We start from the raw sequence: 24,836 nt of genomic DNA, 5'->3' as shown, positions 1-24,836 counted from the left end.
GGCGCGAGGGGCCCTCATTCCGTCACGGATGCGACAACTGCCCGGTCCCGCCCCGCCGACGTATGCGCTCCTGAGCCCGCTCCGCCACCCGTGCCCGACGGCGGGCCGCGCGGCGTTCACGGCGCAGGGCGCGGGCCGTGCTGCTCGGGGTCGACACCACTCCATAGCGCTGGTTCCACACCTGGCGCGTCACCCAGACGTCCAGCGCGCCCCACGTCGCCACCACCGTGCTCGCCACGCTGCTGAGCACCATGGGGAACGCCAGCCAGGAGTCGGCCAACGTGCACAGCACGGCGATCACCGCCTGCATCAGCGTCACCGCGATGATGAGGACCGCCCGAACTGCCGCCGTCCGCACGGGATCCGGCAGCCGCCGCCGACGCGCGGGCTCCTCCACCCACAACGGCCGGTAGGACGGCGCGTCCCGCTGCTCCACGTCCGCCGCAATGTCGCGATCCGGTGCCTGGGGACCCCGTCGCGCTGCTGTGGGCGCCGCGGCGCCCGTCCCGGGTGCCCCGCGCCGCTCCGCCGTGTCCATCAACCCGTCACTCCCCACCGCCCGCAGACCACTCGTCCCGGTGTCACCCGACACCGACTCCTCAGTGGCTGCCCGGCTTGCGCTGTTTTACGCCGCCCGAGTGCGGCATGCGGCGCCTGTGGCCGATTCCGCCCCCAATTCCCCTACAGGAAGACGATCGTCGTTCCGTGAAGATTCCCAGCGAACGAAAAATTCCGGCCAAGGAGCCCCCAATTCCCGGCCGGATACCCCGCCGCACCGCGTGCATGTCGCGGGGAGGCGATGCGCCGTAATGGCAGGACAACTGCCCACCTGCTGCCCGCCTTCCGCGGGCGGCGCGCCCGCTCGCTCCTTCGAGATACCCGTGGGTCGGTAGTAGGCTCACGCCGTTTGTTGACGCACATGTGTACCCCCGGGACCGAGGGGGTCGAGCTGGGGGAGGCCATGCGCTTTCGCGGGAAGTCGATCCGCCGGAAGATCGTGGCGCTGCTTCTCGTGCCGCTGCTGTCCTTGACCGCCATCTGGGCCTTCGCCACGGTCCTCACCGGCCGTGAGGCCCAGTCGCTGTTCAACGTGTCCCACATCGTCGAAGAGGTCGGCTACCCCACCGAGGACACCGTCCGCGTCCTGCAGCAGGAGCGCCGCCAGACCCTCGTGTATCTCGCCGACCCGCGCGCCTCCGACTCCCTCGCCGCGCTCCGTCGCAGCCGCGCCGCCACCGACGAGATGGTGGCCAAGCTCCGCCGCAACAGCAAGGACGAGGACCTGCACGAGGACATGGGGCAGGGCACCGCCGAGCGCCTCGCCTCCATCCTGGACGCCCTGGACGGCATGGCGTCGCTGCGCCGCAGCGTCGAGGACGGGACCGTCAACCGCTCCCAGGCCCTCGACCTCTACAACCGTCTCGTCGACCCCTGCTTCACGCTGCTGGCCAATCTCCACCTCCTCGACAACGTGGAGATGGACAAACAGGGCCGCGCTCTGGTCAACGTCTTCCGCGCCCGCGAACTGCTCTCCCGCGAGGACGCCCTCCTCGGTTCCGCACTCGTCGCCGGCCGGCTCACCCGCGATGACATCCACGACGTCTCCGTCCTCGTCACCCAGCGCTCCGTGATGTACGACGTCAGCCTGCCGCTGCTGCCGGCCTCGGAGAGTCAACGCTTCCAGCGCTACTGGAAGAACGCCGGCACCGCGCCGCTGCGCGTGGCTGAAAAGGCCGTCGTCGGCGCCGCTCCCGGCACCCCGCACGGCGTCACCGCCAAGAGCTGGGACGAGGCCGCCGGCCAAGTCCTGGACCGGCTGGACCGGATGAGCACGCAGGCCGACGACCGCTATCACGACCGCGTCCGCCCCCTCGCCGTCGACGTCGTCATCAAAGCGGCCATCCCCGGTGTCCTGGGCCTCATCGCCCTGCTGGTCTCCCTGGTCATGTCCGTCCGGATCGGCCGCGCCCTCATCCGTGACCTGCGCCGGCTGCGCCTGGAGGCCCACGAGGCGTCCGGGGTGCGGCTGCCCAGCGTCATGCGCCGTCTCTCGGCGGGCGAACAGGTCGACGTCGAGACCGAGGTGCCCCGCCTGGAGTACGACAAGAACGAGATCGGCGAGGTCGGCCAGGCCCTGAACACCCTGCAGCGCGCCGCCGTGGAGGCCGCCGTCAAGCAGGCCGAGCTGCGCGCCGGTGTCTCCGAGGTCTTCGTCAACCTCGCCCGCCGCAGCCAGGTCCTGCTGCACAAGCAGCTCACCCTGCTCGACGCCATGGAGCGCAGGACGGACGACACCGAGGAACTCGCCGACCTGTTCCGCCTCGACCACCTCACCACGCGCATGCGCCGCCACGCCGAGGGCCTCGTCATCCTCTCCGGCGCCGCCCCCTCCCGGCAGTGGCGCAAGCCCATCCAGCTCATGGACGTGGTCCGCGCCGCCGTCGCCGAGGTCGAGGACTACGAACGCATCGAGGTGCGCCGGCTGCCCCGCGTCGCCGTAACCGGGCCCGCCGTCGCCGACCTCACCCACCTGGTGGCCGAGCTTCTGGAGAACGCCACGGTGTTCTCGCCGCCGCACACCGCCGTGCAGGTCGTCGGCGAGCGTGTCGCCAACGGCTTCACCCTGGAGATCCACGACCGCGGTCTCGGCATGACCGCCGAGGCGCTCATGGACGCCAACCTGCGGCTGGCCGAAACGCCGGAATTCGAGCTCTCCGACACCGACCGGCTCGGCCTCTTCGTGGTCAGCCGTCTGGCCCGGCGGCAGAGCGTCCGCGTCTCCCTCCAGCCGTCCCCGTACGGCGGCACCACGGCCGTCGTCCTCATTCCCGACACACTCCTCACCGACGACGTCCCGGACACCAACGGCATCGGCTTCCGCCTCGACCGCGCCCTGCCCGACACGTCGTCCGGCACCCGCAAGGACCGCGCCTGGGCACTGCCCCACGCTCCCGTCAGGCTCCCGGGTATCCCCGCGTCGATCCTGGACGGCCCCGTCGAGCTCGAAGCCCCCATCGACCTGGACGCCATCGACGACTTCTCGGGCGCCCTCGAGGACCAGGACGACGAACCTGGCGTCTTCCGCCCCCGCCGCCCCCTCGCGGACACCCCGCGCGAGCAACACCGGCAGGCACGCGACACACGGCGCGAGGCTGCCCGCCCCGGCGACACCGACCACCCGGGCGCCCCGGTCCCGCTGCCGCGCCGCCGCGCCCCCAAGCTGGTCAGCTCCCACGGCCGCCCGGTGACCGGACAGGGACCGCGGCGGTCCGCGGCCGACGAGGAGCAGAGCGCGCCCGACCGCGGCGTGACGGGGCTCCGGGAAGACCGTCGGCCGTCCGGCCGCTCCGGGGAACCCAAGGCCGACGCCGTACGTTCGTACGATGATCGCACCGAGGTGCCTGCCCTGCCCCAGCGGCGCCGCACCGGGCCCCCGTCCGGCCCGGAGGGGACCATGGCCAACCGGGACGGGGGGGCCGGAGGGGCGGACGCGGGCCCGCTGCCCCGCAGGGTGCGGCAGGCCAGCCTCGCCCCGCAGTTGAAGGACGGGCCCGGCCGGCGCGCCGAACGCGAGCAGTCGGGCGCCGCCGACCGGGCGGGGCGCGCCGAGCGCGACGCCGACGAGGTTCGCAGCCGTTTCTCCTCGCTCCAGCGGGGCTGGCAGCGCGGCCGCGAGGAGAACGCCGCGGGCGACGAGGCCCAGGACGGCTCAGCACGAGGAACGACAAAGGGAGACGGTCGATGACCGCACCGAAGGCCGCAGGGCCCACCGCGACCAACAAGGCGTCGGGGGAGCTGAACTGGCTCCTCGACGACCTGGTGGAGCGCGTCGCCAGCATCCGCAAGGCGCTCGTGCTCTCCAGCGACGGTCTGCCCACAGGGGTCTCCAAGGAGCTGAGCCGGGAGGACAGCGAACACCTGGCAGCGGTCGCCTCCGGATTCCACAGCCTCGCCAAGGGCGTCGGCCGCCACTTCGACGCCGGCGGGGTCCGCCAGACCATCGTCGAACTGGACGAGGCCTTCCTGTTCGTCACCGCCGCCGGCGACGGCAGCTGCCTCGCCGTCCTGTCGGACGCCGACGCCGACGTCGGGCAGGTGGCCTACGAGATGACCCTTCTCGTCAAACGGGTCGGTACACATCTGGGGTCTGCTCCGCGCACCGATCTGCCCGCGGGCGGGTAGTGGGACGGCATGAGCCGAGACGGTCAGGGAAGCAGCCACTGGTTCGACGACGAGGCCGGACCGGTCGTCCGTCCGTACGCCATGACGCGCGGCCGCACCAGCCACGAGGTGCAGCACCGCCTCGACCTGATCGCGGTGGTCGTCACCGAGCCGCACGTGAACGATCCCGAGGGGGACCCGTCGCTGTCCCCGGAGCACGTGGACATCGTCGAACGGTGCCGTGACACTCCCCAGTCGGTCGCCGAGCTCGCCGCCGAGCTCGATCTGCCCGTCGGCGTGGTGCGGGTGCTCGTCGGGGACCTGGTGGACGAGGAACTGGTCCATGTCACCCGTCCCGTACCGCCCGCCGAGCTGGTGGACGAGAGCATCCTGCGCGATGTGATCAACGGCCTGCGAGCCTTGTGAGCCGGGGGTGCCGCGCGCTCCGGCCGAGCGCGCGCACACCCCCGCGGGCGGCGCCGACGTGCCCTCCCGCGCGCGGACCGGCGCCGCAACCCCCGTCCCGATATGATCCAAGTGATCGTCGGCCACCCACCGCAGCGTGCCGATCACCGACCTGCGGGCAGGGTTCCGAGCAGCGCGATCGGAGAGACGGACGTGACCACGGGCTGGCAGTTCTGGGTCGACCGCGGCGGCACCTTCACCGATGTCGTCGCGCGCCGCCCGGACGGCCGGCTGCTCACCCACAAGCTGCTGTCGGACAACCCCCACCGGTACGCGGACGCCGCCGTCGCGGGCGTACGCGCACTCCTCGAGGACGGCGGCCCCGTCGACGCCGTCCGCATGGGCACCACCGTCGCCACCAACGCCCTGCTGGAACGCAAGGGCGAACGCACCCTCCTCGTCATCACCCGCGGCTTCCGCGACGCCCTGCGCATCGCCTACCAGAACCGCCCGCACATCTTCGCCCGCGCGATCGAGTTGCCCGAGCTGCTGTACGAGCGGGTCGTGGAGGTCGACGAACGCATCACCGCCGACGGCACCGTCCTGCGCGCCCCCGACCTGGACGCCCTCGCCGGACCGCTGCGGGAGGCGTACGGCGACGGGATCCGCGCGATCGCCGTGGTCTGCATGCACAGCCATCTGCACCCCGCCCACGAGCGGGCCATCGGCGAGCTCGCCGCCCGCACCGGCTTCCCGCAGATCTCGCTGTCCAGCGAGGTCAGCCCCCTGATGAAACTGGTACCGCGCGGCGACACGACCGTCGTCGACGCCTACCTCTCGCCCGTCCTGCGCCGCTACGTCCAGCACGTCGCCGACGAACTGCGGGGCGTGCGGCTGATGTTCATGCAGTCCAACGGCGGGCTGGCGGAGGCCGGACAGTTCCGAGGCAAGGACGCCATCCTGTCCGGGCCCGCGGGCGGCATCGTCGGCATGGCCCGGATGTCGCAGCTCGCCGGTCACGACCGTGTCATCGGCTTCGACATGGGCGGCACCTCCACGGACGTCGCGCACTTCGCCGGCGAGTACGAACGCGTCTTCACCACGCGGATCGCCGGAGTGCGGCTGCGGGCCCCCATGCTCGACATCCACACGGTCGCGGCGGGCGGCGGCTCGATCCTCCACTTCGACGGCGCCCGCTACCGAGTAGGGCCGGACTCGGCGGGCGCGGACCCAGGACCCGTCTGCTACCGCGGCGGCGGCCCTCTGACCGTCACCGACGCCAACGTGATGCTCGGGCGCATCCAGCCCGCCCACTTCCCGCGCGTGTTCGGCCCCGACGGAGACCAGCCCCTGGACGACGCGCTCGTCCGCGAGCGCTTCGCCGCCCTCGCCCGCGACATCCGCGAGCGGACCGGGGACGACCGCACTCCCGAGCAGGTCGCCGAGGGCTACCTGCAGATCGCCGTCGCCAACATCGCGGGCGCCGTCAAGCGGATCTCGGTGCAGAAGGGCCACGACGTCACCCGCTACGCGCTCACCACTTTCGGCGGGGCAGGCGGCCAGCACGCGTGCCTGGTCGCCGACTCCCTGGGCATCCGCACCGTCCTCGTACCGCCCATGGCGGGAGTGCTCTCCGCGCTCGGCATCGGTCTCGCCGACACCACCGCGATGCGCGAACAGTCCGTCGAGGCACCCCTGGAGCCCGCCTCGATGCCCGGCGTCCTGAAGACCGCCGACGACCTCGAGAGCGCCGCCCGCGCCGAACTCCTCGCCGAGCACCTGCCCGAGGACCGCATCCGGGTCACCCGCCGTGCCCAACTGCGCTACGACGGCACCGACACCGCGCTCACCGTCGAGTTGACCGGAGCCGGCACGATGCGGCACGCCTTCGAAGAACGTCATCGCGCCACGTACTCCTTCACGCTCGACCGCCCGATCGTCGTCGAAGCCCTCTCCGTGGAAGCCACCGGCGTCACCGAACCCCCCGATCTCTCCGCCCTCGCCCCGTACGAAGGCCACTGCGCCGCGCCCGAGACCGTCCGCCTCCACACGGGCGGCGCATGGCGCGACGTACCTCTCCACCGCCGGGAGCATCTGCCGCCCGGCGAAGCCGTCACCGGCCCGGGGATCATCACCGAGGCCAGTGCGACGACCGTCGTCGACGACGGCTGGCGTGCCGTGCCCCGCGACGACGGGCATCTGGTCATGGAACGCGTGGCGATTACGGAGAGTTCCCGCTCGGACACAGAAGTGGATCCGGTCCTGCTAGAGGTCTTCAACAACCTGTTCATGTCGATCGCCGAACAGATGGGCGCCCGCCTCGAGTCCACCGCCCAGTCCGTCAACATCAAGGAACGCCTGGACTTCTCCTGCGCCCTCTTCGACCCCGAGGGCAACCTGGTCGCCAACGCCCCGCACATCCCCGTGCACCTCGGCTCGATGGGCACCAGCGTCAAGGAGGTCATCCACCGACGCGGCGACAGCATGCGCCCCGGCGACACCTACGCCGTCAACGACCCCTACCACGGCGGCACCCACCTGCCCGACATCACCGTCATCACGCCCGTCTTCGACACGGACGGTGACCGGATCCTCTTCCACGTCGCCTCCCGCGGTCACCACGCGGAGATCGGCGGCATCGCGCCCGGCTCCATGCCCGCGCGCAGCCGCACCATCGAGGAGGAAGGCGTCCTCTTCGACAACTGGCTGCTCGCCGAGGGCGGCCGCTTCCGCGAAGAGGAGACGCTCCGTCTGCTGACCGGGGCGCGCCACCCGTCACGCAACCCGAAGACCAACCTCGCCGACCTGCGTGCCCAGATCGCCGCCAACCGCAAAGGCGTCGACGAAGTCGGCCGTATGATCGAGGACTTCGGGCTCGACGTGGTGCAGGCGTACATGAAGCACGTCCAGGACAACGCCGAGGAGGCCGTGCGCCGCGTCATCGACGCCCTGGACGACGGCGAGTACGCCTACGAGACCGACTCCGGCGCCGTCATCCGCGTCCGGATCCGCGTGGACCGCGAGAACCGCTGCGCGGCCATCGACTTCACCGGCACGTCCGCGCAACTCCCGACCAACTTCAACGCGCCGTTGTCGGTGGTGAATGCCGCCGTCCTGTACGTCTTCCGGACTCTGATCGCCGACGACATCCCCCTCAACGACGGCTGTCTGCGGCCCCTCGACATCATCGTCCCGCCCGGCTGCCTGCTGGCCCCCCGGTACCCGGCCGCCGTCGTCGCCGGGAACGTCGAGACCTCCCAGGCCATCACCGGTGCCCTGTACGCCGCGCTAGGGGTGCAGGCCGAGGGCTCCGGCACCATGAACAACGTCTCCTTCGGCAACGACCGGTACCAGTACTACGAGACGGTGGCCTCCGGATCCGGCGCCGGTGACGGCTTCCCGGGCGCGCCCGCGGTGCAGACCCACATGACCAACTCGCGCCTGACGGACCCGGAGGTCCTCGAGTGGCGGCTGCCGGTCCTGCTCGAGGAGTTCGCGGTGCGCCGCGGCAGCGGCGGCGCCGGACGGTGGCGCGGCGGGGACGGTGCCGTGCGCCGTATCCGCTTCCGGGAGTCCATGACCGTCTCCACGCTCTCCCAGCACCGCAGGATCCCGCCCTACGGCATGGCGGGCGGCAGGCCCGGAACACTCGGCGCCAACCGGGTGGAGCGCGCGGACGGGACCGTGGTGCGCCTCGCGGGCAGTGATGCGGCAGACGTCGGCCCGGACGACGTACTCGTCATCGAAACCCCCGGCGGCGGAGGTTACGGACCGCCGCCGTCCGATCCCCGTCGAGCAGGAGAAGAGAACGATGGTCCTCGGGCGCAGTGAGCGCGGCAAGCTTCCGGTCGAGCCCGTCACGCTCAAGATCCTCGTGGCCGGCGGTTTCGGCGTGGGCAAGACGACCCTCGTCGGCGCGGTCAGCGAGATCAGGCCGCTGCGCACCGAGGAGGTGCTCACCGAGGCGGGCCGCCCGGTGGACGACACCCGTGGGGTGAAGGGCAAGCACACCACCACCGTCGCCATGGACTTCGGCCGCATCACCCTCCGCGAGGACCTGGTGCTCTACCTGTTCGGGACGCCCGGCCAGGACCGCTTCTGGTTCCTGTGGGACGAACTGGCCACCGGTGCCCTGGGCGCCGTCGTCCTCGTCGACACCCGCCGCCTGGAGGACTGCTTCGCCGCGGTCGACTACTTCGAGCGCCGGTCCATCCCGTTCGCCGTCGCCGTCAACTGCTTCGACGGCGCTGTCCGCCACCCCGCCGGGGACATACGGCAGGCCCTCGACCTTGACGACGACGTACCGGTCGTCCTCTGTGACGCCCGCGAGCGGGAGTCCGTCAAGGAGGTGCTGATCGAGGTCGTCCGGCACGCCGGCACGCACACGGCCGACGGCCGCGCGAGCGTTGCCACCTGATCCCGCGGACACGCAGGGGCGGCCCGTACCCCCGCCGACCGGGGTACGAGCCGCCGTAGCGCACGCGCGCGTGGCTCAGGCGGCACGCACGCACGCGTGGCTCATGCGAGACGCACGCGCGCGTTGACGCGCGGGTCAGTCCGCCTCGTCCTCCTGCCAGCCGAAGCTCTTCTCCACGGCCTTGCGCCAGTTGCGGTACTCCCGGTCGCGGACCGACGCCTCCATGGCGGGCGTCCACTCGACGTCCTTCTGCCAGTGCGACTTGAGCTCGTCGAGGTCGTTCCACACCCCGGTCGCGAGGCCGGCCGCGTACGCGGCGCCCAGGCAGGTCGTCTCGGAGACCTTCGGCCGGATCACCGGCACGCCGAGCACATCCGCCTGGTGCTGCATCAGCAGGTTGTTCTTCGTCATGCCGCCGTCGACCTTCAGGGTGGTGATCGGCACCCCGGAGTCCTGGTACATGGCGTCCACGACCTCACGCGTCTGCCAGCTCGTCGCCTCCAGCACCGCCCGCGCCAGGTGTGCCTTGGTGACGTAGCGGGTCAGCCCGGTGACCACCCCGCGCGCGTCGGAGCGCCAGTAGGGGGCGAACAGGCCGGAGAAGGCGGGCACGATGTACGCCCCCCCGTTGTCGTCGACGCTCGCCGCCAGCGTCTCGATCTCGTCCGCGGTGCGGATGATGCCGAGCTGGTCGCGGAACCACTGCACCAGCGCGCCGGTGATCGCGATCGACCCCTCCAGGCAGTAGACCGGCGCTTCGTCACCGATCTTGTAGCCCATGGTCGTCAGCAGCCCGTTCTTCGACGGCACCGGCCGGTTGCCGGTGTTGAGCAGCAGGAAGCTGCCCGTGCCGTAGGTGTTCTTCGCCGTCCCCACGTCGTAGCAGGCCTGCCCGAACACCGCCGCCTGCTGGTCGCCCAGCGCGGAGGCGACGGGGACGCCCGCGAGTTGGCCGACAGCGGTCCCGTACACCTCGGAGGAGGACCTGATCTCCGGCAGGATCGCCTCCGGGACGTTCATGGCGGACAGGATGGAGGGATCCCACTGGAGCGTCTGAAGGTTCATCAGCATCGTGCGCCCCGCGTTGGTGACGTCGGTGACGTGCCGTCCGCCGTCCGTGCCGCCGGTCAGGTTCCAGATCAGCCAGGAGTCGATGGTGCCGAACGCGATCTCGCCGCGGTCGGCTCGTGCCCTGAGCCCGGGCACGTTGTCCAGCAGCCAGGTCGCCTTGGGTCCGGAGAAGTAACTCGCTAGCGGTAGCCCGGTCTGCTCGCGGAAACGGTCCTGCCCGTCGGGGCCGCCGAGTTCGTTGCACAGCGCGGCCGTCCGGGTGTCCTGCCAGACGATCGCGTTGTGCACTGGCTTGCCCGTGGCGCGGTCCCACAGGACCGTGGTCTCGCGCTGGTTGGTGATGCCGAGCGCGGCTATCTGGTCGGCGCGCAGCCCGGCCTTGGCGATCGCCCCCGCGACCACCGCCTGCACCTTGGACCAGATCTCCGTGGCGTCGTGCTCCACCCAGCCCGGCTTGGGGAAGATCTGGCGGTGTTCGCGCTGGTCCACGGCGACGATCCCGCCGCTGTGGTCGAAGACGATGCAGCGGCTGGATGTGGTGCCCTGGTCGATAGCGGCGACGTACTTGCGGTCGTGGTCCGTCATGACGTCCCCTTCGTCAAAGGGTCAGAAGGCTGCTTTGTACACAAGGGCCGACAGCGCACCGCCGATCAGCGGTCCTACCACCGGTATCCAGGCGTAGCCCCAGTCCGACCCGCCCTTGTTGGGGATCGGCAGCAGGGCGTGGGTGATGCGCGGGCCGAGGTCCCGGGCGGGATTGATCGCGTATCCGGTGGGCCCGCCGAGGGAGAGGCCGATGCCGACGACGAGCAGGGAGACGAGCAGGATGCCGATGCCCGAGCCGTACGCCGTCGTGCCGGGGATGATGCCGATACCGGTTCCGAGGTTCTTGCCGAAGAACAGGATGGGCAGCACCAGACCCACGGTCGCGATGATCTCGGTGATCAGGTTGGCGACCGGATTGCGGATCTCCGGGGCGGTGGAGTAGATCCCGAGCGTGGGCTGGGCCCTGTCCTCCTCGGCGTTCGCCTGGAACTGGGCGAAGTAGACGAGCCAGGTCAGCACGGCGCCGAGGATCGCGCCCGCCATCTGGCCCAGCAGGTAGTACGGGACGTCCTCCCACTTGGTGATGCCGGCGATGGCGAGGCCGATGGTCACCGCCGGGTTGAGGTGTCCGCCGGACTTGGGGGCGGCGGTGTAGGCGCCGGCGAGGACGCCGAAGCCCCAGCCGAAGGCGATGACGACCCAGCCCGCGCCCTTGGCCTTGGAGTAGTGCAGGGTGACGGCGGCGCAGACTCCCGCGCCGAACAGGATGAGTACGGCCGTGCCGATCAACTCGCCGACGAAAATGCTTGCATGCGTCATGGCGGCTCCTAGGCCCTCGCCCGGGGTCCGTCCGACCCCGTGTCGGTCCTCCGTGCAGGGTTGCGTTTCCCTTGGCGACTTCAGCCGAAGGCAGGGAGCGTCCCGAACCCCGCCCGGCGTCCGCGACGAGCGTGCCTGTGCAGCGGAACCGCCCGTGGGGGACAACCCGTTGGTGCCGGTGTGGGCCTCGGGTCGCATGACCTGAAGACGCCCGAATGCGGCGATGCCGACTGACATCCGGAAGTTTTCTCCCGCACCCACGGAGCGTCAAGGCAGGCGACGTAAACGGTGGGCAGGCATCCGCAGGATCGGGGAGAGCAGGCGGGCGCGGCCTGGTGTCAGCGGCCGCCCGGGACGCCCGCCGGGGCCGGAGCCGGAAGCGAGCCGCGGCGGATCTCGTGGCCGGGTAGACCGGCCCGGCCCAGGACCCAACTGGCGCCGCTCAGCGCCTTCGCCGCCTGCTTGAGGGGGGCCAGACACGCCGCCGCCTGACGGTGGTCGGTCACGCTGCCGGGCGCGCACAGGACCGTGGCCAGCGACAGCGTGACCGTGCGCCCGCCCGCCGACCAAGGGGCGTCCAGCACCGACGCCGCCAGCGGATCCAGCCTCTCCGGATCGGCCAGCACCAGGAAGTCGTCCCCGCCGATGTGCCCCACCCGGGTGCTTCCCGACGCCGCGCCCTGCAACGCCCGCCCGACCGCACGGATGAGCTCGTCACCGGCGGCGAACCCCGCCCCGTCGTTGACCTGCTTGAAGTGGTCGACGTCCAGCCAGCTCAGCGCGAACACTCGTCCGTCCGCGATCCGCCGGTCCACCTCACCGGTGATCGCGTCCGACCCGGGCAGCCGGGTCAGCGGATTGAGCCCCGCCGCCTCCTCGACCCGGCTCTCGGCCAGCGCCCGTACGAGGTCCGCGAGGCGTACGACGCCCACACACCGCCCCTGGCGGTCGACCGCCGCAACGTCGTCCGAGGTGCGGTCCCGCTCGCCGTCCGCGACCACGTCGAGCACCTCCCAGGCCGTGGCGCCGATGCCGACCGTGCGCGGCGGATCACCCAGCTTCGCGGCGGGCCGGTCGGCGTACAGCGCATGCCCGTACCGCCCCGACATCGGCAGCAGGAACCGCGAACGGTGCACCGATCGCACCGGCACCCCGGCCCGGTCCACCAGCAGCACACCGGACACCTCCGGTGACCCGGTGAGCAGCGCCCGCACCTGACCCGCCGAGGCCGTCGCGGGTAGCAGCGCGGCGGGCCGCAGGAACTGCCGCACCGACGGCCCGGTACGCGGGGTCGCCGGCACGGAAGGGACCGTCACCGGAACGTATACGTCCACGGCGGGCCGCCGGGACGGCGGCGCGAACAGATCACCCTGTGCCAACTGCGCGCCCGCCGCCCGTACCGCCGCACACTGCGTCTCGGTCTCCACACCTTCGACCGACAGCAGCGCGCCCAGCTGCTCACACAGCGTCCGCATGGCCCGCACCGCGGCCGGCCGTGTCAGCAGGGACGCGTCGAGCTTCATGAGATCCGGCGCCATGTCCGCCAGCAGGCGCAGCGGTGCGTCGCCGTCGCCGACTCCGTCCGCGCAGATCCGGAAACCCTCGCCGCGCAGCGCGCCCACGGCGTCCAACAGGGCCCGGTGCGGCACGTGCGTGTACGGCGGACCGACGTCGACCGTCACCTCCCACGGCAGCCGCCCCGCCTGGCGCACGGCCTGCCGCAGGGCGGTGAGGCCGCCGAGATCGGCGAGCGTGGCCGCGAACACGTTGACGTGCAGCGGCAGGAGGGTCTCCTTCCGCGCCGCCGCGCCGACCGCCAAGGCGGCCAGACCGCCGTCGAGTTCAGGGTCCCGGCGGGCCTGCGCGAGGACATCGCCGGTCTCCGGGCGCGCGAGAATCTCCAGTGCCGCCACCCCTCCGGTCGTCAGATTGACCACCGGCTGGAAGGCGAAGCGGATGCTGTCCGTCCAGGAGGGCACGGGAGCATGATGGCGTCGTCGGCGCCCGCCGAGGCCCAGTTCATGACCTGTTCACACAGCATTCCCCGAACAGCCCCTGGTTCGCGGTGACCCCGATTCGTGCCCCCGCCACCTGGCGGTCTCCCGCCTCACCCGCAACTGCCAGGTCAGCTCGCACACCTGGGCGATCGCCTGCGCCGGGACGGCCTCACCGAAGGACGCCAGACCGCCGCTCACGTCGACGGGTATGCGCCCGCCGAGGGCCGTGGCGCCCTCTCCCAGCAGCTTGGCGCCCTCGCCCCGCGGGCACAGGCCCAGGTCTTCGTACCACTGCAGTTCCAGGGCCGTGGACAGGTCGTAGACCTCGGCGAGGGAGAGGTCCTCGGGCCCGATCCCCGCCTCCTCGTAGGCGGCTCGCGCGATCGACGCGCGGTACGTCTTGGATGCCGGCTCGACCGCCACAGCCGAGTCCGTGGCGATGTCGGGCAGGTCCAGCACGGTCTGCGGATAGCGCGGCGTCACCGTGGACACCGCCCGGATCCGCACCGGCCGCGCCGCTCCGTGCCGGTGCGCGAACTCCATGCTCGACAGGACGAGCGCCGCCCCGCCGTCCGAGGTCGCGCCGATGTCGAGGAGTCGCAGCGGGTCGGCCACCACCGCCGAGGCGGCGACCTCATCGGCGGTGACCCGCTTGCGGTACCGGGCGTTGGGATTGGTTGCTCCCATGGCCGCGTTCTTCACCTTGACGCGCGCGAAGTCGTCGACGTGTCCCCGTGTACGGCCATCCGGCGGCGGGCGTACAGACCGAAGTACGCCGGGTTGGTCGCCCCGAGGATCCGGAACCGCAGCCAGTCCGGATCGTCGGGCCGGTCACCGTCCGCGGGGCGGAAGAACCCCTTGGGGGCCGAGTCGGCGCCGACCACCGGCACCACGTCCGCGAGTCCGCAAAGGATCTGAGCCCGTGCGGTGTCGGCGGCCTGCGCCCCCGAGGCGCACGCCGCGTACACGCTCGTCACCCGCGCCCCCTGCCAACCGAGCGCCTTGGCGAACGTCGCCCCCGCCACGTACCCGGGATAACCACCCCGCACGGTGTCCGCACCCACGATCGAGCCGACGGCCCGCCAGTGGACCCCCGCGTCGGTGAGCGCCGCCCGCGCGGCCACTGTCCCGTACGCCACGAAGCCCCGTCCCCCTTTGCCCCACGGGTGCATGCCCGCGCCGAGCACCCCCACGTCGTCCCGTGAACCATCCGGCCATCACGGGGGTGCGGATGCGCGACATGGCCCTCGCTAGCACTGACCTGACGGAACGTCAGGAGCCTGCCACGTGCTCCGGGAAATCGGCAGAGTCGCCGCAGAACGGCACAGGCGTCCTTCCCCCGCCGAACCTCGACTGATAAATGCAAGGGACATGACATGTTTCTCGGTCGTCCTACGAAGCCTGGCCACCGCGCTCGCCGCACTCCTCGCCGTCGTCTCCGCATCGACCACCGCTCCGGCCGCGCCGCAGCCCAAGGCGCCCTCGGACTTCGTCGCGCTGAGATCCGTGGACCCGACGATCCTCGAGGAGATCCGGTACTTCACCCCGCACAACTTCGTCGGCCAGCGCATCGACGGCTACCAACAGCCCCTGTGCATCCTCACCCGCCCGGCCGCCGAAGCGCTCCACAAGGCACAGACCAAGCTGGTGCGCGAGGGCTACACGCTCAAGGTCTACGACTGCTACCGGCCGCAACGCGCCGTCGACCACTTCGTGCGCTGGGCGAAGGACCTCGACGACCAGAGGATGAAGGGCGAGTTCTATCCGCGGGTCGACAAGAACCGCCTGTTCGCGGACGGTTACATCGCGGAGAAGTCCGGGCACAGCCGCGGATCCACCATGGACCTGACGATCGTCCGTCTGCCCGCCAGGCCGACCCGTCCCTACGTCCCCGGCCGGCCGCTCGTGCCGTGCTACGCGCCGAAGGCCGAGCGCTTTCCCGACAACTCCGTCGACATGGGCACGGGATTCGACTGCTTCGACACACTGGCCCACACGGACGACCCCCGGATCGTCGGCGAGCAGCGCGCCAACAGGCAGCTCCTGAAGCGCACCCTCGAGGGCCTCGGCTTCGTCAACCTCGCCGAGGAGTGGTGGCACTACACCTTCAAGCCGGAGCCCTACCCGGACACCTACTTCGACTTCCCCGTGTCCATGAAGTCGCTGACGTCCTCCCCTTGAGCCGCCCCCGGAAGACGCCGCACAGATGATCGGATACAGTCCGCCAGTGTCCGAATCCCCGATCCCGTCCGCCGTCGACTCCGCGCCGGATTCCCACTGTTCGAGCTGCGGAGCGCCCTACGGAGAGGGCATCTCCGGCTGGCCCCGCACCTGCGCCGCCTGCGGCACGGTGGCCTACCGCAACCCGCTGCCCGTCGCGGTCGCCCTCCAGCCCGTGTACGACACCAAGGGCACGTCCCTCGTGGTCATCACCCGGACCATCCCGCCCGCGCGCGGGGGCGTCGCCCTGCCCGGAGGGTTCATCGACCACCGGGAGGACTGGAGGCACGCCGTCGTCCGGGAGCTGGAGGAGGAGACCGGCATCGGCGCCGCCGCCCGCGATGTGCGGCTCGTCGACGCGATGAGCTCGCCCGACGGCCACCTGCTGCTGTTCGGGCTTCTCCCGGAGCGTCCGGCCGCGGACCTGCCGCCACCAGCCGGCACGGACGAGACGGAGGGCTGGCAGCTCCTGCGCCGACCCGCCGAACTCGCCTTCCCCCTGCACACGCTGGCAGTGCAGGGGTGGTTCGAGGGCCGCTACGTGTGAGCTCACGCGGGACGCGCGCAGCACAGCCTCGCGCGCGTCCCGAACCGGGTCACGCGTGGTCCAGGCCCCGTACCCGCACCGGATACGCGGGATCGCTGCGGCCTTCGTCCGTCTCCCGCCGGACCACCACCCGGCGCCCCTTCCACCGCGTCACATAGCGCTCGATCTCCGGCTCCTCCCAGCCGTCGCCCGCGTCCGGCACCACCGTCCCGCCCCCGGACCGCCCCCGCGCGGGAGCCCAGACCTCCAGCTCCAGGTCCCCGTCGGCACCCCGTACGGGCAGGACGGCGCCCGCTCGCGCGAACACCGGGATCCGCCCCAGGGGCGCGTCGACCACCACGTGGCCCGGCCCTTCGTACACCGCCTCGCTCACCGTGTCGTACCAGCGGCCGGGCGGCAGCAGCACCGTCCGCCGGACCGCGCCGGCCTCCAGCACCGGTGCCACCAGGAGGCTGTCGCCGAGCAGGAAGGCGTCCTCGCAGTCCCTCAGCGCCCTGTCCTCGGGCGCGCCCCACCACAGGGGCCGCACATAGGGCACACCCGTGCGGCGCGCCAGATGCGCCAGGGTGACGAAGTACGGCAGCAGCCGCCGTCGCTCGGCGAGCGCCCCGCGCGCGTGCTCCAGAACGTCGTCGCCGAACTCCCAGGGCTCCCGCCCGGCGCGGGGACCGGCGTGTGTGCGGAACAGCGGCAAGTAGGAGGCGAGCTGGAACCAGCGCAGATACAGCTCCGGCGACGGACTCCCGTCGAAGCCGCCGACGTCCGGCCCGGAGTACGGCACACCGCACAGCCCGAGTCCCATCACCAGCGACAGCGAGGCGCGCAGCCCCGGCCAGCCCGTGGCCACGTCCCCGGACCAGGTCCCGCCGTAGCGCTGCATGCCGGCCCACCCGGAGCGCGAGAAGAGGAACGGCCGCTGATCGGGGACGAGGCCGCGCAGCCCCTCGTAAGCGGCCCGCGCCATGCACAGGGCGTACACGTTGTGGGCCTCCCGGTGGTCGCCGCCAAGGCCCTCCAGCGCGTGCCGGGCCGAGCGCGGCAGGGTGTTCTCCCCGAAGGCCGTGAACGACACCGGCTCGTTCATGTCGTGCCAGAACCCCGCGAAGCCCTGGGTGAGGCGCTCCTCGTAGAGCCCGCCCCACCACTCACGCACGCGCGCGTGCGTGAAGTCGGGGTAGACGGTCTCACCGGGCCACGCGACCCCCACCACCGGCCGCCCCGACGCGTCCCGCACGAACGCGTCCTTCGCGCGCCCGCTGTCGTACACGGGATCGCCCGGCTCGTCCTTGACCGCGGGGTCGACGATCGACACCAGGCGGATCCCGTCCCGGCGCAGATCCTCGGCGAGCACCGGCAGCTTCGGGAAGCGGTCCCGGTCGACCGAGAACACCCGGTGGCCGTCGAGGTGATCGATGTCGAGATGGACGGCATCGAGCGGAAGGCCGTGCTCCGCGTAGCCGGCGACGATCCGGCGCACCTCCTGCTCGCTGCCGAAGCCCCACCGCGCGTGATGGTGCCCCAGTGCCCAGGCCGGCGGCACGGCCGGCACCCCGGTCAGCGATGCCCAGACGCGCAGCACGCGCGCGGGGGTGCCCACCATCACCCAGCAGCGCAGCGGCCCGCCGTCCATCCGCACCTCACAGGCTCCCGCCCGGTCGTGCCCGGAGCCGGCACCCTCCTCACCCTCGCGCAACCTCACCGTGCCGTCCCACGAGGTGTCGTGGAAGACCAGATGCGTGCCCGCATCGGCCACCACCATCTGGACCGGCATGGTGATGTACAGGGGGTCGTCGCCGGGTCCGAACGGCCGCCCCGGGTCCGTGTTCCACAGCCGGTACGTCCCGTCGCGCAGTCGCGGCCCCCCGACCCGCCCGCCGAGCCCGAAGAAGCGCGCGTCGGGGGCCACTTCCGCCCGCTGCATCCAGCGCGCGCCGCCCCCGCCCGCCGGCTCCCACCACCGGGGCGGCAGGTCGCGGCGCAGGGTCACGCCACCGGGCGTACACACCTCGATCGCCCCGTGCCGCGACACCACGACCGTGACGCGCTCCGCCACGACCCGCAATCCGCCGTCCTTGTCCGGCTCCAGCACCGCCCGTGGATCCGGCTCGGGGCAGCGGCCCGCGAGGGCGTAGGACGGCTCCGGCGCCACCCCGTCCCAGCCCCAGAACACGGCCCCGTTCACGGCGACCATGACCCGCAGCTCGGTGCGCGCGAACCGTACGACGCCCCCGCCCGGCCCGGGCTCCACGTCCCGCACGGGCCCAGGTACCCGCGCCCGCTCCGCGCCCCGCCGCGGCAACCCGGTGGCGTCGGCACGCCGCCTGCGCCAGGCGGCCCGCACGGTGCGCAGGCCCCCTGCCGCACCCCCCGAACCGACCGCTTTCACCGAACGCACCAGGTCACGACCGTCCATGCTGCTCACCCTGCCACTGACGTCCTCGTACAGGGGTACCGTTCAACTGCCGTTCACCTGTGTTCTGAGCACAGCTTCGCGATGCCGACTATGTGGGGCACACCCTGGTGCAGAAGTCGATCACATGGCATCGTCCGTGTCAGCCGCGTGACGCGCACACCCCAGCACGTGCGCGGACCACGCACACGACGCGTACAGTCCGGGAGCCGCCCCATGACCTCAGCGAACCCCACGCCTCTCTGGCAGCCCGACGCCGACCGCATCGCCCGGGCACAGATCACCCGGTTCCAGGCCTGGGCGGCCGAACGCCACGGAGCACCTGCCGACGGCGGCTACCCAGCGCTGCACCGCTGGTCGGTGGACGAGCTGGAGACCTTCTGGAAGGCCGTCACGGAGTGGTTCGACGTACGGTTCTCCACGCCTTACGCGCGCGTGCTCGGCAACCGTTCCATGCCGGGCGCCGAATGGTTCCCCGGGGCGACCCTGAACTACGCCGAACACGCCCTGCGCGCGGCAGCCACCCGAGCCGACGACCCCGCCCTGCTGGCCGTCGACGAGACCCACGAGCCCCGCCGGGTCACCTGGTCCGAGCTGCGCCGCCAGGTCGGCTCGCTCGCCGCCGAACTGCGCGCCCTCGGCGTACGCCCCGGAGACCGCGTCAGCGGCTACCTGCCCAACATCCCCGAGGCCGTCGTCGCCCTCCTCGCCACGGCCGCCGTCGGTGGTGTGTGGACCTCCTGCGCACCCGACTTCGGAGCCCGCAGCGTCCTGGACCGCTTCCAGCAGGTCGAACCGGTCGTCCTGATCACGGTCGACGGCTACCGCTACGGCGGCAAGGAGCACGACCGCCGCGAGACCGTCGCCGAACTCCGCCGCGAACTGCCCACCCTGCGAGCCGTGGTCCACATCCCGCTCCTCGGCACCGCCGCCCCCGAAGGCGCCCTGGAATGGTCGGCCCTGACCTCGGCGGACGTCGAGCCCCTCTTCGAGCAGGTCCCCTTCGACCACCCGCTGTGGGTGCTGTACTCCTCGGGCACCACCGGCCTGCCCAAGGCCATCGTCCAGTCCCAGGGCGGCATCCTGATCGAGCACCTCAAGCAGCTCGGCCTGCACTGCGACCTCGGCCCCGAAAGCCGCCTCTTCTGGTACACGTCCACCGGCTGGATGATGTGGAACTTCCTCGTCTCCGGCCTGCTGACGGGCACCACGATCGTCCTGTACGACGGCAGCCCCGGCCACCCCGACACCGGCGCCCAGTGGCGCGTCGCCGAACGCACCGGGGCCACACTCTTCGGCACGTCCGCCGCGTACGTCATGGCCTGCCGCAAGGGGGGCGTGCACCCGGCCCGCGACTACGACCTCACGAGGGTGCACTGCGTGGCCACCACCGGCTCGCCGCTGCCACCGGACGGCTTCGCCTGGCTGCACGACGAGGTCCGCGACGACCTGTGGATCGCCTCCGTCAGCGGCGGTACCGACGTGTGCTCCTGCTTCGCGGGAGCCGTACCGACTCTTCCCGTGTACATCGGAGAACTACAGGCGCCCGGCCTCGGCACCGACCTGCAGTCCTGGGACCCCAGCGGCAAGCCCCTCATCGACGAGGTCGGGGAACTGGTCGTCACCAACCCGATGCCCTCCATGCCGATCCGCTTCTGGAACGACCCCGACGGCAGCCGTTACCACGAGAGCTACTTCGCCATGTATCCGGGAGCCTGGCGCCACGGCGACTGGATCACCGTCACCTCCCGCGGTTCCGTGATCATCCACGGCCGCTCGGACTCCACGCTCAACCGCCAGGGCGTCCGCATGGGGTCGGCGGACATCTACGAAGCCGTGGAACGCCTCCCCGAGATCAGGGAGTCCCTCGTCATCGGCATCGAACAGCCCGACGGCGGCTACTGGATGCCCCTGTTCGTCCACCTGGCCCCCGGGGCCGTCCTGGACGACGCCCTGCTGAACCGCATCAAGCAGACCATCCGCGAACAGCTCTCACCGCGCCACCTCCCCGACGAGATCATCGAAGTCCCGGGCGTCCCGCACACCCTCACGGGCAAGCGCATCGAAGTACCGGTCAAACGCCTCCTGCAGGGCGCCCCGCTGGAAAAGGCCGTCAACCCGGGCTCCATCGACAACCTCGACCTGCTCCACTTCTACGAGGACCTGGCCCGCAAACGCGCCTGACACACGCCGTCCAGCCTCCGCGGCGGCCTGCCGGCCACCTCGACCGGCGGGCCCTTGTCAGTGCCGTCCGTTACGTTGAGTGAGCACGGATCACTGTACGTAGGGGGAATCATGCCGCACACCGAGCAGCGCACCATGCGACGCGTCCTGCGCCGCGAGATCGCCGGCACCATCGGCCTGTTGACGGACGAACACGACTTCACCGCGATGCGGCGCTACCGCACCTTCACCTTCGACGACCACACGACCTACCTGCAGCAGGTGGAAGCCCTGCTCAGGACCCTCGCCGCGCAGGGCAGCCACACCACGGTCGCCCTCTTCGACCCGGAGGAGTACGCGGAGTTCTGCGCCCACAACGGCCTGGAACCGGACGCCCCGTCCAGCCGCACCCGCTTCACCGCGGAACTGGCTGCCACCGGACCGACCCTCCCGTACGAAGGACAGCCCCTGGCCGAACTGGTCCCCGACCTGATCGACGAGGCAGTACGGCAGGCCACCTGGCAGTACGCGACCAATGTGCTGGCCCGGCTGGGCGTGTGCGCCTCCTGCGGCGAGGACATCGGGCGCTCAGCCTTCGCGCGCGCCTCCCGCCTCATCGCCCGCATCCTCGACACCGCGAGCCCCGGGCACCGACACCTCGTGTGCAGCGTCTCGGCCGCACCCGAGACACTCGTCGCCGTGCTCCACGCGGACGAGGACCGCGACGGCACGGCCCACCTCGACGAGACCGAGGCACTGGAATTCACCAGCGTCCTCGCCCTCGGCATCGCCACCCACAGCGCCGGCGGCCTCGTCATGCGCACCACAGCGCCGGGCACCCCCGACCGTGTCTACGGGTGGCGCCTGCGCGGCGAACGACTGGAACCACTCACCGCCGCAGAGGTCTTCGACGCCTACTGCACCGACATCGAGTCCGGTGACCTGGTCTCGCCCGAATCCGGTGTCGACTACTGCACCCCACCCGACCTCGGAGACCACGGCATCACACCCGGTCACGCCCATTGAACGGGCGAGGGGCGCCCCACCAGAAGGCGGAGCGCCCCTCGCCGCTTGACGCCGGAGCGACGACGCGTGCCGCCTACTCGCCGGACAGCACCGTCTGAGCCGCCCTGCGCGCCTCGTCGGCGGTGTCCGCGGCACGCGCGGCCGCCGCGGCACGCTCGCACTGGGCCAGCGTGTACTTCGCCAGCGTCGCCCGGACATAGGGAATCGACGCAGCACCCATGGACAAGGAGGTGACGCCCAGACCGGTCAGCACACACGCCAGCAGCGGATCCGACGCGGCCTCACCGCAGACACCACAGCTCTTGCCCTCGGCCTTCGCCGCCTCCGCGGACAGCGCGACCAGGTCGAGCAGCGCCGGCTGCCACGGATCCTGCAGACGCGACACCGCACCCACCTGGCGGTCCGCGGCGAACGTGTACTGCGCGAGGTCGTTGGTTCCCAGCGACAGGAACTCGACCTCCTGCAGGATCGAGCGCGCTCGCAGCGCGGCCGACGGGATCTCCACCATGGCACCGAACTTCGCCCGCAGCCCGGCCTCACGGCACGCGCCCGCGAACGCCCTGGCGTCGGTGCGGTCGGCGACCATCGGCGCCATGACCTCGAGGTAGACCGGCAGCCCCTCCGCGGCCTTCGCGAGCGCCGTCAGCTGGGTGCGCAGCACCTCCGGGTGGTCGAGCAGCGTCCGCAGACCGCGCACACCCAGCGCCGGGTTCGGCTCGTCCGCCGGGGTCAGGAAGTCCAGCGGTTTGTCCGCACCCGCGTCCAGCACCCGCACGACGACCCGGCCCTCGGGGAACGCCTCGAGGACCTGCCGGTAGGCCTCGACCTGCTTCTCCTCGGACGGCGCCTTCTTGTTGTCGTCGAGGAACAGGAACTCCGTACGGAACAGACCCACACCCTCGGCGCCCGCATCCACAGCGGCCGGCACGTCCGCCGGACCACCGATGTTCGCCAGCAGCGGCACCTTGTGACCGTCGGCCGTGGCACCCGGCCCGGTCGAGGCCGCCAGGGCCGCCTTGCGCTTCGCCGCCACGGCCTCCAGCTGCGCCTTCTTCTCGTCGCTCGGGTTCACGAATATCTCGCCCGTGCTGCCGTCGACGGCGATCACCGTGCCCTCGGCGAGCTCACCCGCACCCGGCAGCGCCACCACGGCCGGAACGCCGAGCGCCCGCGCCAGGATGGCGCTGTGGCTGGTCGGCCCGCCCTCCTCGGTGACGAAGCCGAGCACCAGGGACGGATCCAGCAGGGCGGTGTCCGCCGGCGCGAGATCCCGGGCGACCAGTACGTACGGCTCGTCGCTGTCCGGCACACCCGGCATCGGCACTCCGAGCAGACGCGCGACGATACGGTTCCGTACGTCATCGAGATCGGCCACACGCCCGGCGAGGTACTCCCCGGCGCCCGCCAGCAGCTCCCGGTACGCGGCGAACGCGTCGTAAACCGCCCGCTCCGCCGTGCTGCCGACGGCTATGCGACGCTCCACGTCGGCCATCAGCTCGGGGTCCTGGGCCATCATGGCCTGGGCCTCCAGCACCGCCTGCGCCTCGCCGCCCGCGAGATTGCCGCGCGCGATCAGATCGGCTGCCACAGCTTCCACGGCCTGGCGTGCGCGCCCCTGTTCACGCTCCGCATCCTCCGCCGGGATCTGCTTCGCCGGGGGCTCGAGCACCGCCGTCCCCATGTGCCGAACCTCGCCGATCGCCACACCGTGGCTCACACCGACGCCTCGCAGCGTTGTTTCCATCTCACCCGTCTCCGAATCGTGCGGCGGGTCCCGCCACCGCGATGGTTGTCTGTTGTGCCGTTCAGTTACGGCGCCGGCATCACTGCCAGGAGAAGAGCTGGTCGCCCGCCTTCACGTCGCCCTCCTCACGGAGACCGGACAGGGAGTCGGCCGTGGCCTCGAGCGCCACCACCGGGCACACCGGGGACTTGCCGGCCTGCTCGACGGCGGCCGGGTTCCAGCGCACGACCGCCTGACCACGCGTGACGGTGTCGCCCTTGTTGACGAGAAGCTCGAAGCCCTCGCCGTTCAGCTGCACGGTGTCGATGCCCAGGTGGGTCAGTACGCCGTGTCCCTCTCCGTCCACCACGACGAAGGCGTGCGGATGAAGGGACACGATGACGCCGTCCACGGGGGAGACGGCCTCCACGGGTTCACGTACGGGGTCGATCGCCATGCCGGGGCCGACCATCGCTCCTGAGAAGACGGGGTCGGGCACTGCGGCCAGTCCGATCGCACGTCCGGCGAGAGGGGACGTCACGGTGGTCATGGAAAGCCTCCCAGGGGTGGAGATCCGAAGGGGCCGCCACTGCCTGTCCCGGACGGCGCACTGGGCAGCAGCGTATGTCATATGAACTGCCGGTTCCGCATGAGACGTACGGGTTGGCGACCCTTGGAACGCGGCACGAGTGATTTGCACCCGCTCCCGGACCGGTGTACAGTCGTACCCCTGCCTAGGGCGGAGCGATGCGACCGAGCGTCGTTGGCCGGGCAGCACCCAAACTTGTCAGATCCTATCTCGGGGTCCGTTTTGCATGTCTGCAGGGCGGTGGTCAGAGGGACGGAAAAACACTGATAGAGTTTGAAACACCGAAGGGAAGCGCCCGGAGGAAAGCCGAGAGAGTGAGTCTCTCCGGTGAGTACGAAGGAAGCGTCCGTTCCTTGAGAACTCAACAGCGTGCCAAAAGTCAACGCCAGATATGTTGATACCCCGTCCGTCGGATGATTCCGATGGTCGAGGTTCCTTTGAAATAACACAGCGAGGACGCTGTGAACCTTCCGATCATTCCTCGGGAGGTTCCGCTCTCGTGGTGTTCGCCCCGATTACGGGGAAGCATTCACGGAGAGTTTGATCCTGGCTCAGGACGAACGCTGGCGGCGTGCTTAACACATGCAAGTCGAACGATGAAGCCCTTCGGGGTGGATTAGTGGCGAACGGGTGAGTAACACGTGGGCAATCTGCCCTGCACTCTGGGACAAGCCCTGGAAACGGGGTCTAATACCGGATACGACCATCTTGGGCATCTTTGATGGTGGAAAGCTCCGGCGGT

16 protein-coding genes, 1 rRNA gene and 1 pseudogene are annotated in these 24,836 nt (G+C 71.3%); 10 read left to right on the top strand and 8 right to left on the bottom strand.

What is annotated here, in order from left to right; all coding sequences use genetic code 11:
- Positions 1–22 precede the first annotated feature (22 nt).
- On the bottom strand, positions 23–538 hold the full coding sequence (locus AB0N14_RS24815; RefSeq protein ID WP_366027897.1) for a hypothetical protein: 516 nt from the start codon (positions 536–538) through the stop codon (positions 23–25).
- Between the two features lie 423 nt (positions 539–961).
- On the opposite strand from AB0N14_RS24815, the gene AB0N14_RS24810 reads away from it, so the two are divergent.
- From AB0N14_RS24810 to AB0N14_RS24790, 5 genes are all read left to right on the top strand, one after another.
- The gene (locus AB0N14_RS24810) at positions 962–3,745 is read left to right on the top strand and encodes a nitrate- and nitrite sensing domain-containing protein (RefSeq protein ID WP_366027969.1); all 2,784 of its coding nucleotides are present in this window, start codon (positions 962–964) and stop codon (positions 3,743–3,745) included.
- Positions 3,742–4,182, top strand: a complete 441-nt coding sequence (locus AB0N14_RS24805; protein WP_366027896.1) for a roadblock/LC7 domain-containing protein — start codon at positions 3,742–3,744, stop codon at positions 4,180–4,182. Before AB0N14_RS24810 ends, AB0N14_RS24805 begins: the two co-directional genes overlap by 4 nt.
- 9 nt (positions 4,183–4,191) lie before the next feature.
- Entirely contained in the window at positions 4,192–4,587 is a 396-nt protein-coding gene (locus tag AB0N14_RS24800; RefSeq protein ID WP_366027895.1) for a DUF742 domain-containing protein, read from the top strand.
- A gap of 192 nt (positions 4,588–4,779) precedes the next feature.
- Entirely contained in the window at positions 4,780–8,397 is a 3,618-nt protein-coding gene (locus tag AB0N14_RS24795) for a hydantoinase B/oxoprolinase family protein (protein WP_366027894.1), read from the top strand.
- The gene (locus tag AB0N14_RS24790; protein WP_366027893.1) at positions 8,378–8,983 is read left to right on the top strand and encodes an ATP/GTP-binding protein; all 606 of its coding nucleotides are present in this window, start codon (positions 8,378–8,380) and stop codon (positions 8,981–8,983) included. Before AB0N14_RS24795 ends, AB0N14_RS24790 begins: the two co-directional genes overlap by 20 nt.
- 135 nt (positions 8,984–9,118) lie before the next feature.
- Here AB0N14_RS24790 and glpK read toward each other — a convergent pair whose 3' ends face one another.
- The 4 genes and pseudogenes from glpK to AB0N14_RS24770 form a co-directional block, all read right to left on the bottom strand.
- Positions 9,119–10,639 carry a glycerol kinase GlpK gene (glpK, locus tag AB0N14_RS24785; protein WP_366027892.1) on the bottom strand — a complete coding sequence of 507 codons (1,521 nt, stop codon included), beginning with the start codon at positions 10,637–10,639 and terminating at the stop codon, positions 9,119–9,121.
- 21 nt (positions 10,640–10,660) lie between these two features.
- Positions 10,661–11,419: an MIP/aquaporin family protein gene (locus tag AB0N14_RS24780; protein WP_366027891.1), complete on the bottom strand. Its 759-nt coding sequence runs from the start codon at positions 11,417–11,419 to the stop codon at positions 10,661–10,663.
- Between the two features lie 338 nt (positions 11,420–11,757).
- Positions 11,758–13,398 (bottom strand): GGDEF domain-containing protein, encoded by a 1,641-nt coding sequence (locus AB0N14_RS24775; protein WP_366027890.1) that lies wholly within the window; start codon positions 13,396–13,398, stop codon positions 11,758–11,760.
- A 40-nt stretch (positions 13,399–13,438) separates the two neighbouring features.
- Positions 13,439–14,588, bottom strand: a pseudogene (locus AB0N14_RS24770) (lipid-transfer protein).
- A 199-nt stretch (positions 14,589–14,787) separates the two neighbouring features.
- On the opposite strand from AB0N14_RS24770, the gene AB0N14_RS24765 reads away from it, so the two are divergent.
- Together AB0N14_RS24765 and AB0N14_RS24760 are read left to right on the top strand one after the other, a co-directional pair.
- Complete coding sequence (locus tag AB0N14_RS24765) at positions 14,788–15,597, top strand: M15 family metallopeptidase (RefSeq protein ID WP_366027889.1); 810 nt, start codon at positions 14,788–14,790, stop codon at positions 15,595–15,597.
- 46 nt (positions 15,598–15,643) lie between these two features.
- Positions 15,644–16,183 (top strand): NUDIX domain-containing protein, encoded by a 540-nt coding sequence (locus AB0N14_RS24760; RefSeq protein WP_366027888.1) that lies wholly within the window; start codon positions 15,644–15,646, stop codon positions 16,181–16,183.
- Between the two features lie 49 nt (positions 16,184–16,232).
- Here the strand turns inward: AB0N14_RS24760 and AB0N14_RS24755 are convergent, their stop codons facing one another.
- A complete protein-coding gene (locus AB0N14_RS24755) occupies positions 16,233–18,596 on the bottom strand; it encodes a glycoside hydrolase family 31 protein (RefSeq protein WP_366027887.1) in 2,364 nt (787 codons plus the stop codon).
- A 213-nt stretch (positions 18,597–18,809) separates the two neighbouring features.
- On the opposite strand from AB0N14_RS24755, the gene AB0N14_RS24750 reads away from it, so the two are divergent.
- Together AB0N14_RS24750 and AB0N14_RS24745 are read left to right on the top strand one after the other, a co-directional pair.
- Positions 18,810–20,777, top strand: coding sequence for an acetoacetate--CoA ligase (locus AB0N14_RS24750; RefSeq protein WP_366027886.1), 1,968 nt, complete (start codon positions 18,810–18,812; stop codon positions 20,775–20,777).
- 111 nt (positions 20,778–20,888) lie between these two features.
- Positions 20,889–21,782, top strand: coding sequence for a hypothetical protein (locus AB0N14_RS24745; RefSeq protein WP_366027885.1), 894 nt, complete (start codon positions 20,889–20,891; stop codon positions 21,780–21,782).
- Positions 21,783–21,855: 73 nt separating this feature from the next.
- Here the strand turns inward: AB0N14_RS24745 and ptsP are convergent, their stop codons facing one another.
- Both ptsP and AB0N14_RS24735 read right to left on the bottom strand, forming a co-directional pair.
- Positions 21,856–23,526 carry a phosphoenolpyruvate--protein phosphotransferase gene (gene ptsP, locus AB0N14_RS24740; protein ID WP_366027884.1) on the bottom strand — a complete coding sequence of 557 codons (1,671 nt, stop codon included), beginning with the start codon at positions 23,524–23,526 and terminating at the stop codon, positions 21,856–21,858.
- Positions 23,527–23,605: 79 nt separating this feature from the next.
- On the bottom strand, positions 23,606–24,055 hold the full coding sequence (locus AB0N14_RS24735; protein ID WP_366027883.1) for a PTS glucose transporter subunit IIA: 450 nt from the start codon (positions 24,053–24,055) through the stop codon (positions 23,606–23,608).
- Between the two features lie 567 nt (positions 24,056–24,622).
- Between AB0N14_RS24735 and AB0N14_RS24730 the strand changes: the two genes are divergently transcribed.
- Positions 24,623–24,836: ribosomal RNA gene (locus AB0N14_RS24730) — 16S ribosomal RNA — on the top strand; the annotation flags it as partial.

The organism is Streptomyces sp. NPDC051104 (assembly GCF_040682835.1).
Classification (GTDB): Bacteria; Actinomycetota; Actinomycetes; order Streptomycetales; family Streptomycetaceae; genus Streptomyces; species Streptomyces cynarae.
The sequence above is the reverse complement of the archived record's forward strand: the minus strand, read 5'-3'. Positions and strand labels throughout refer to the sequence as shown.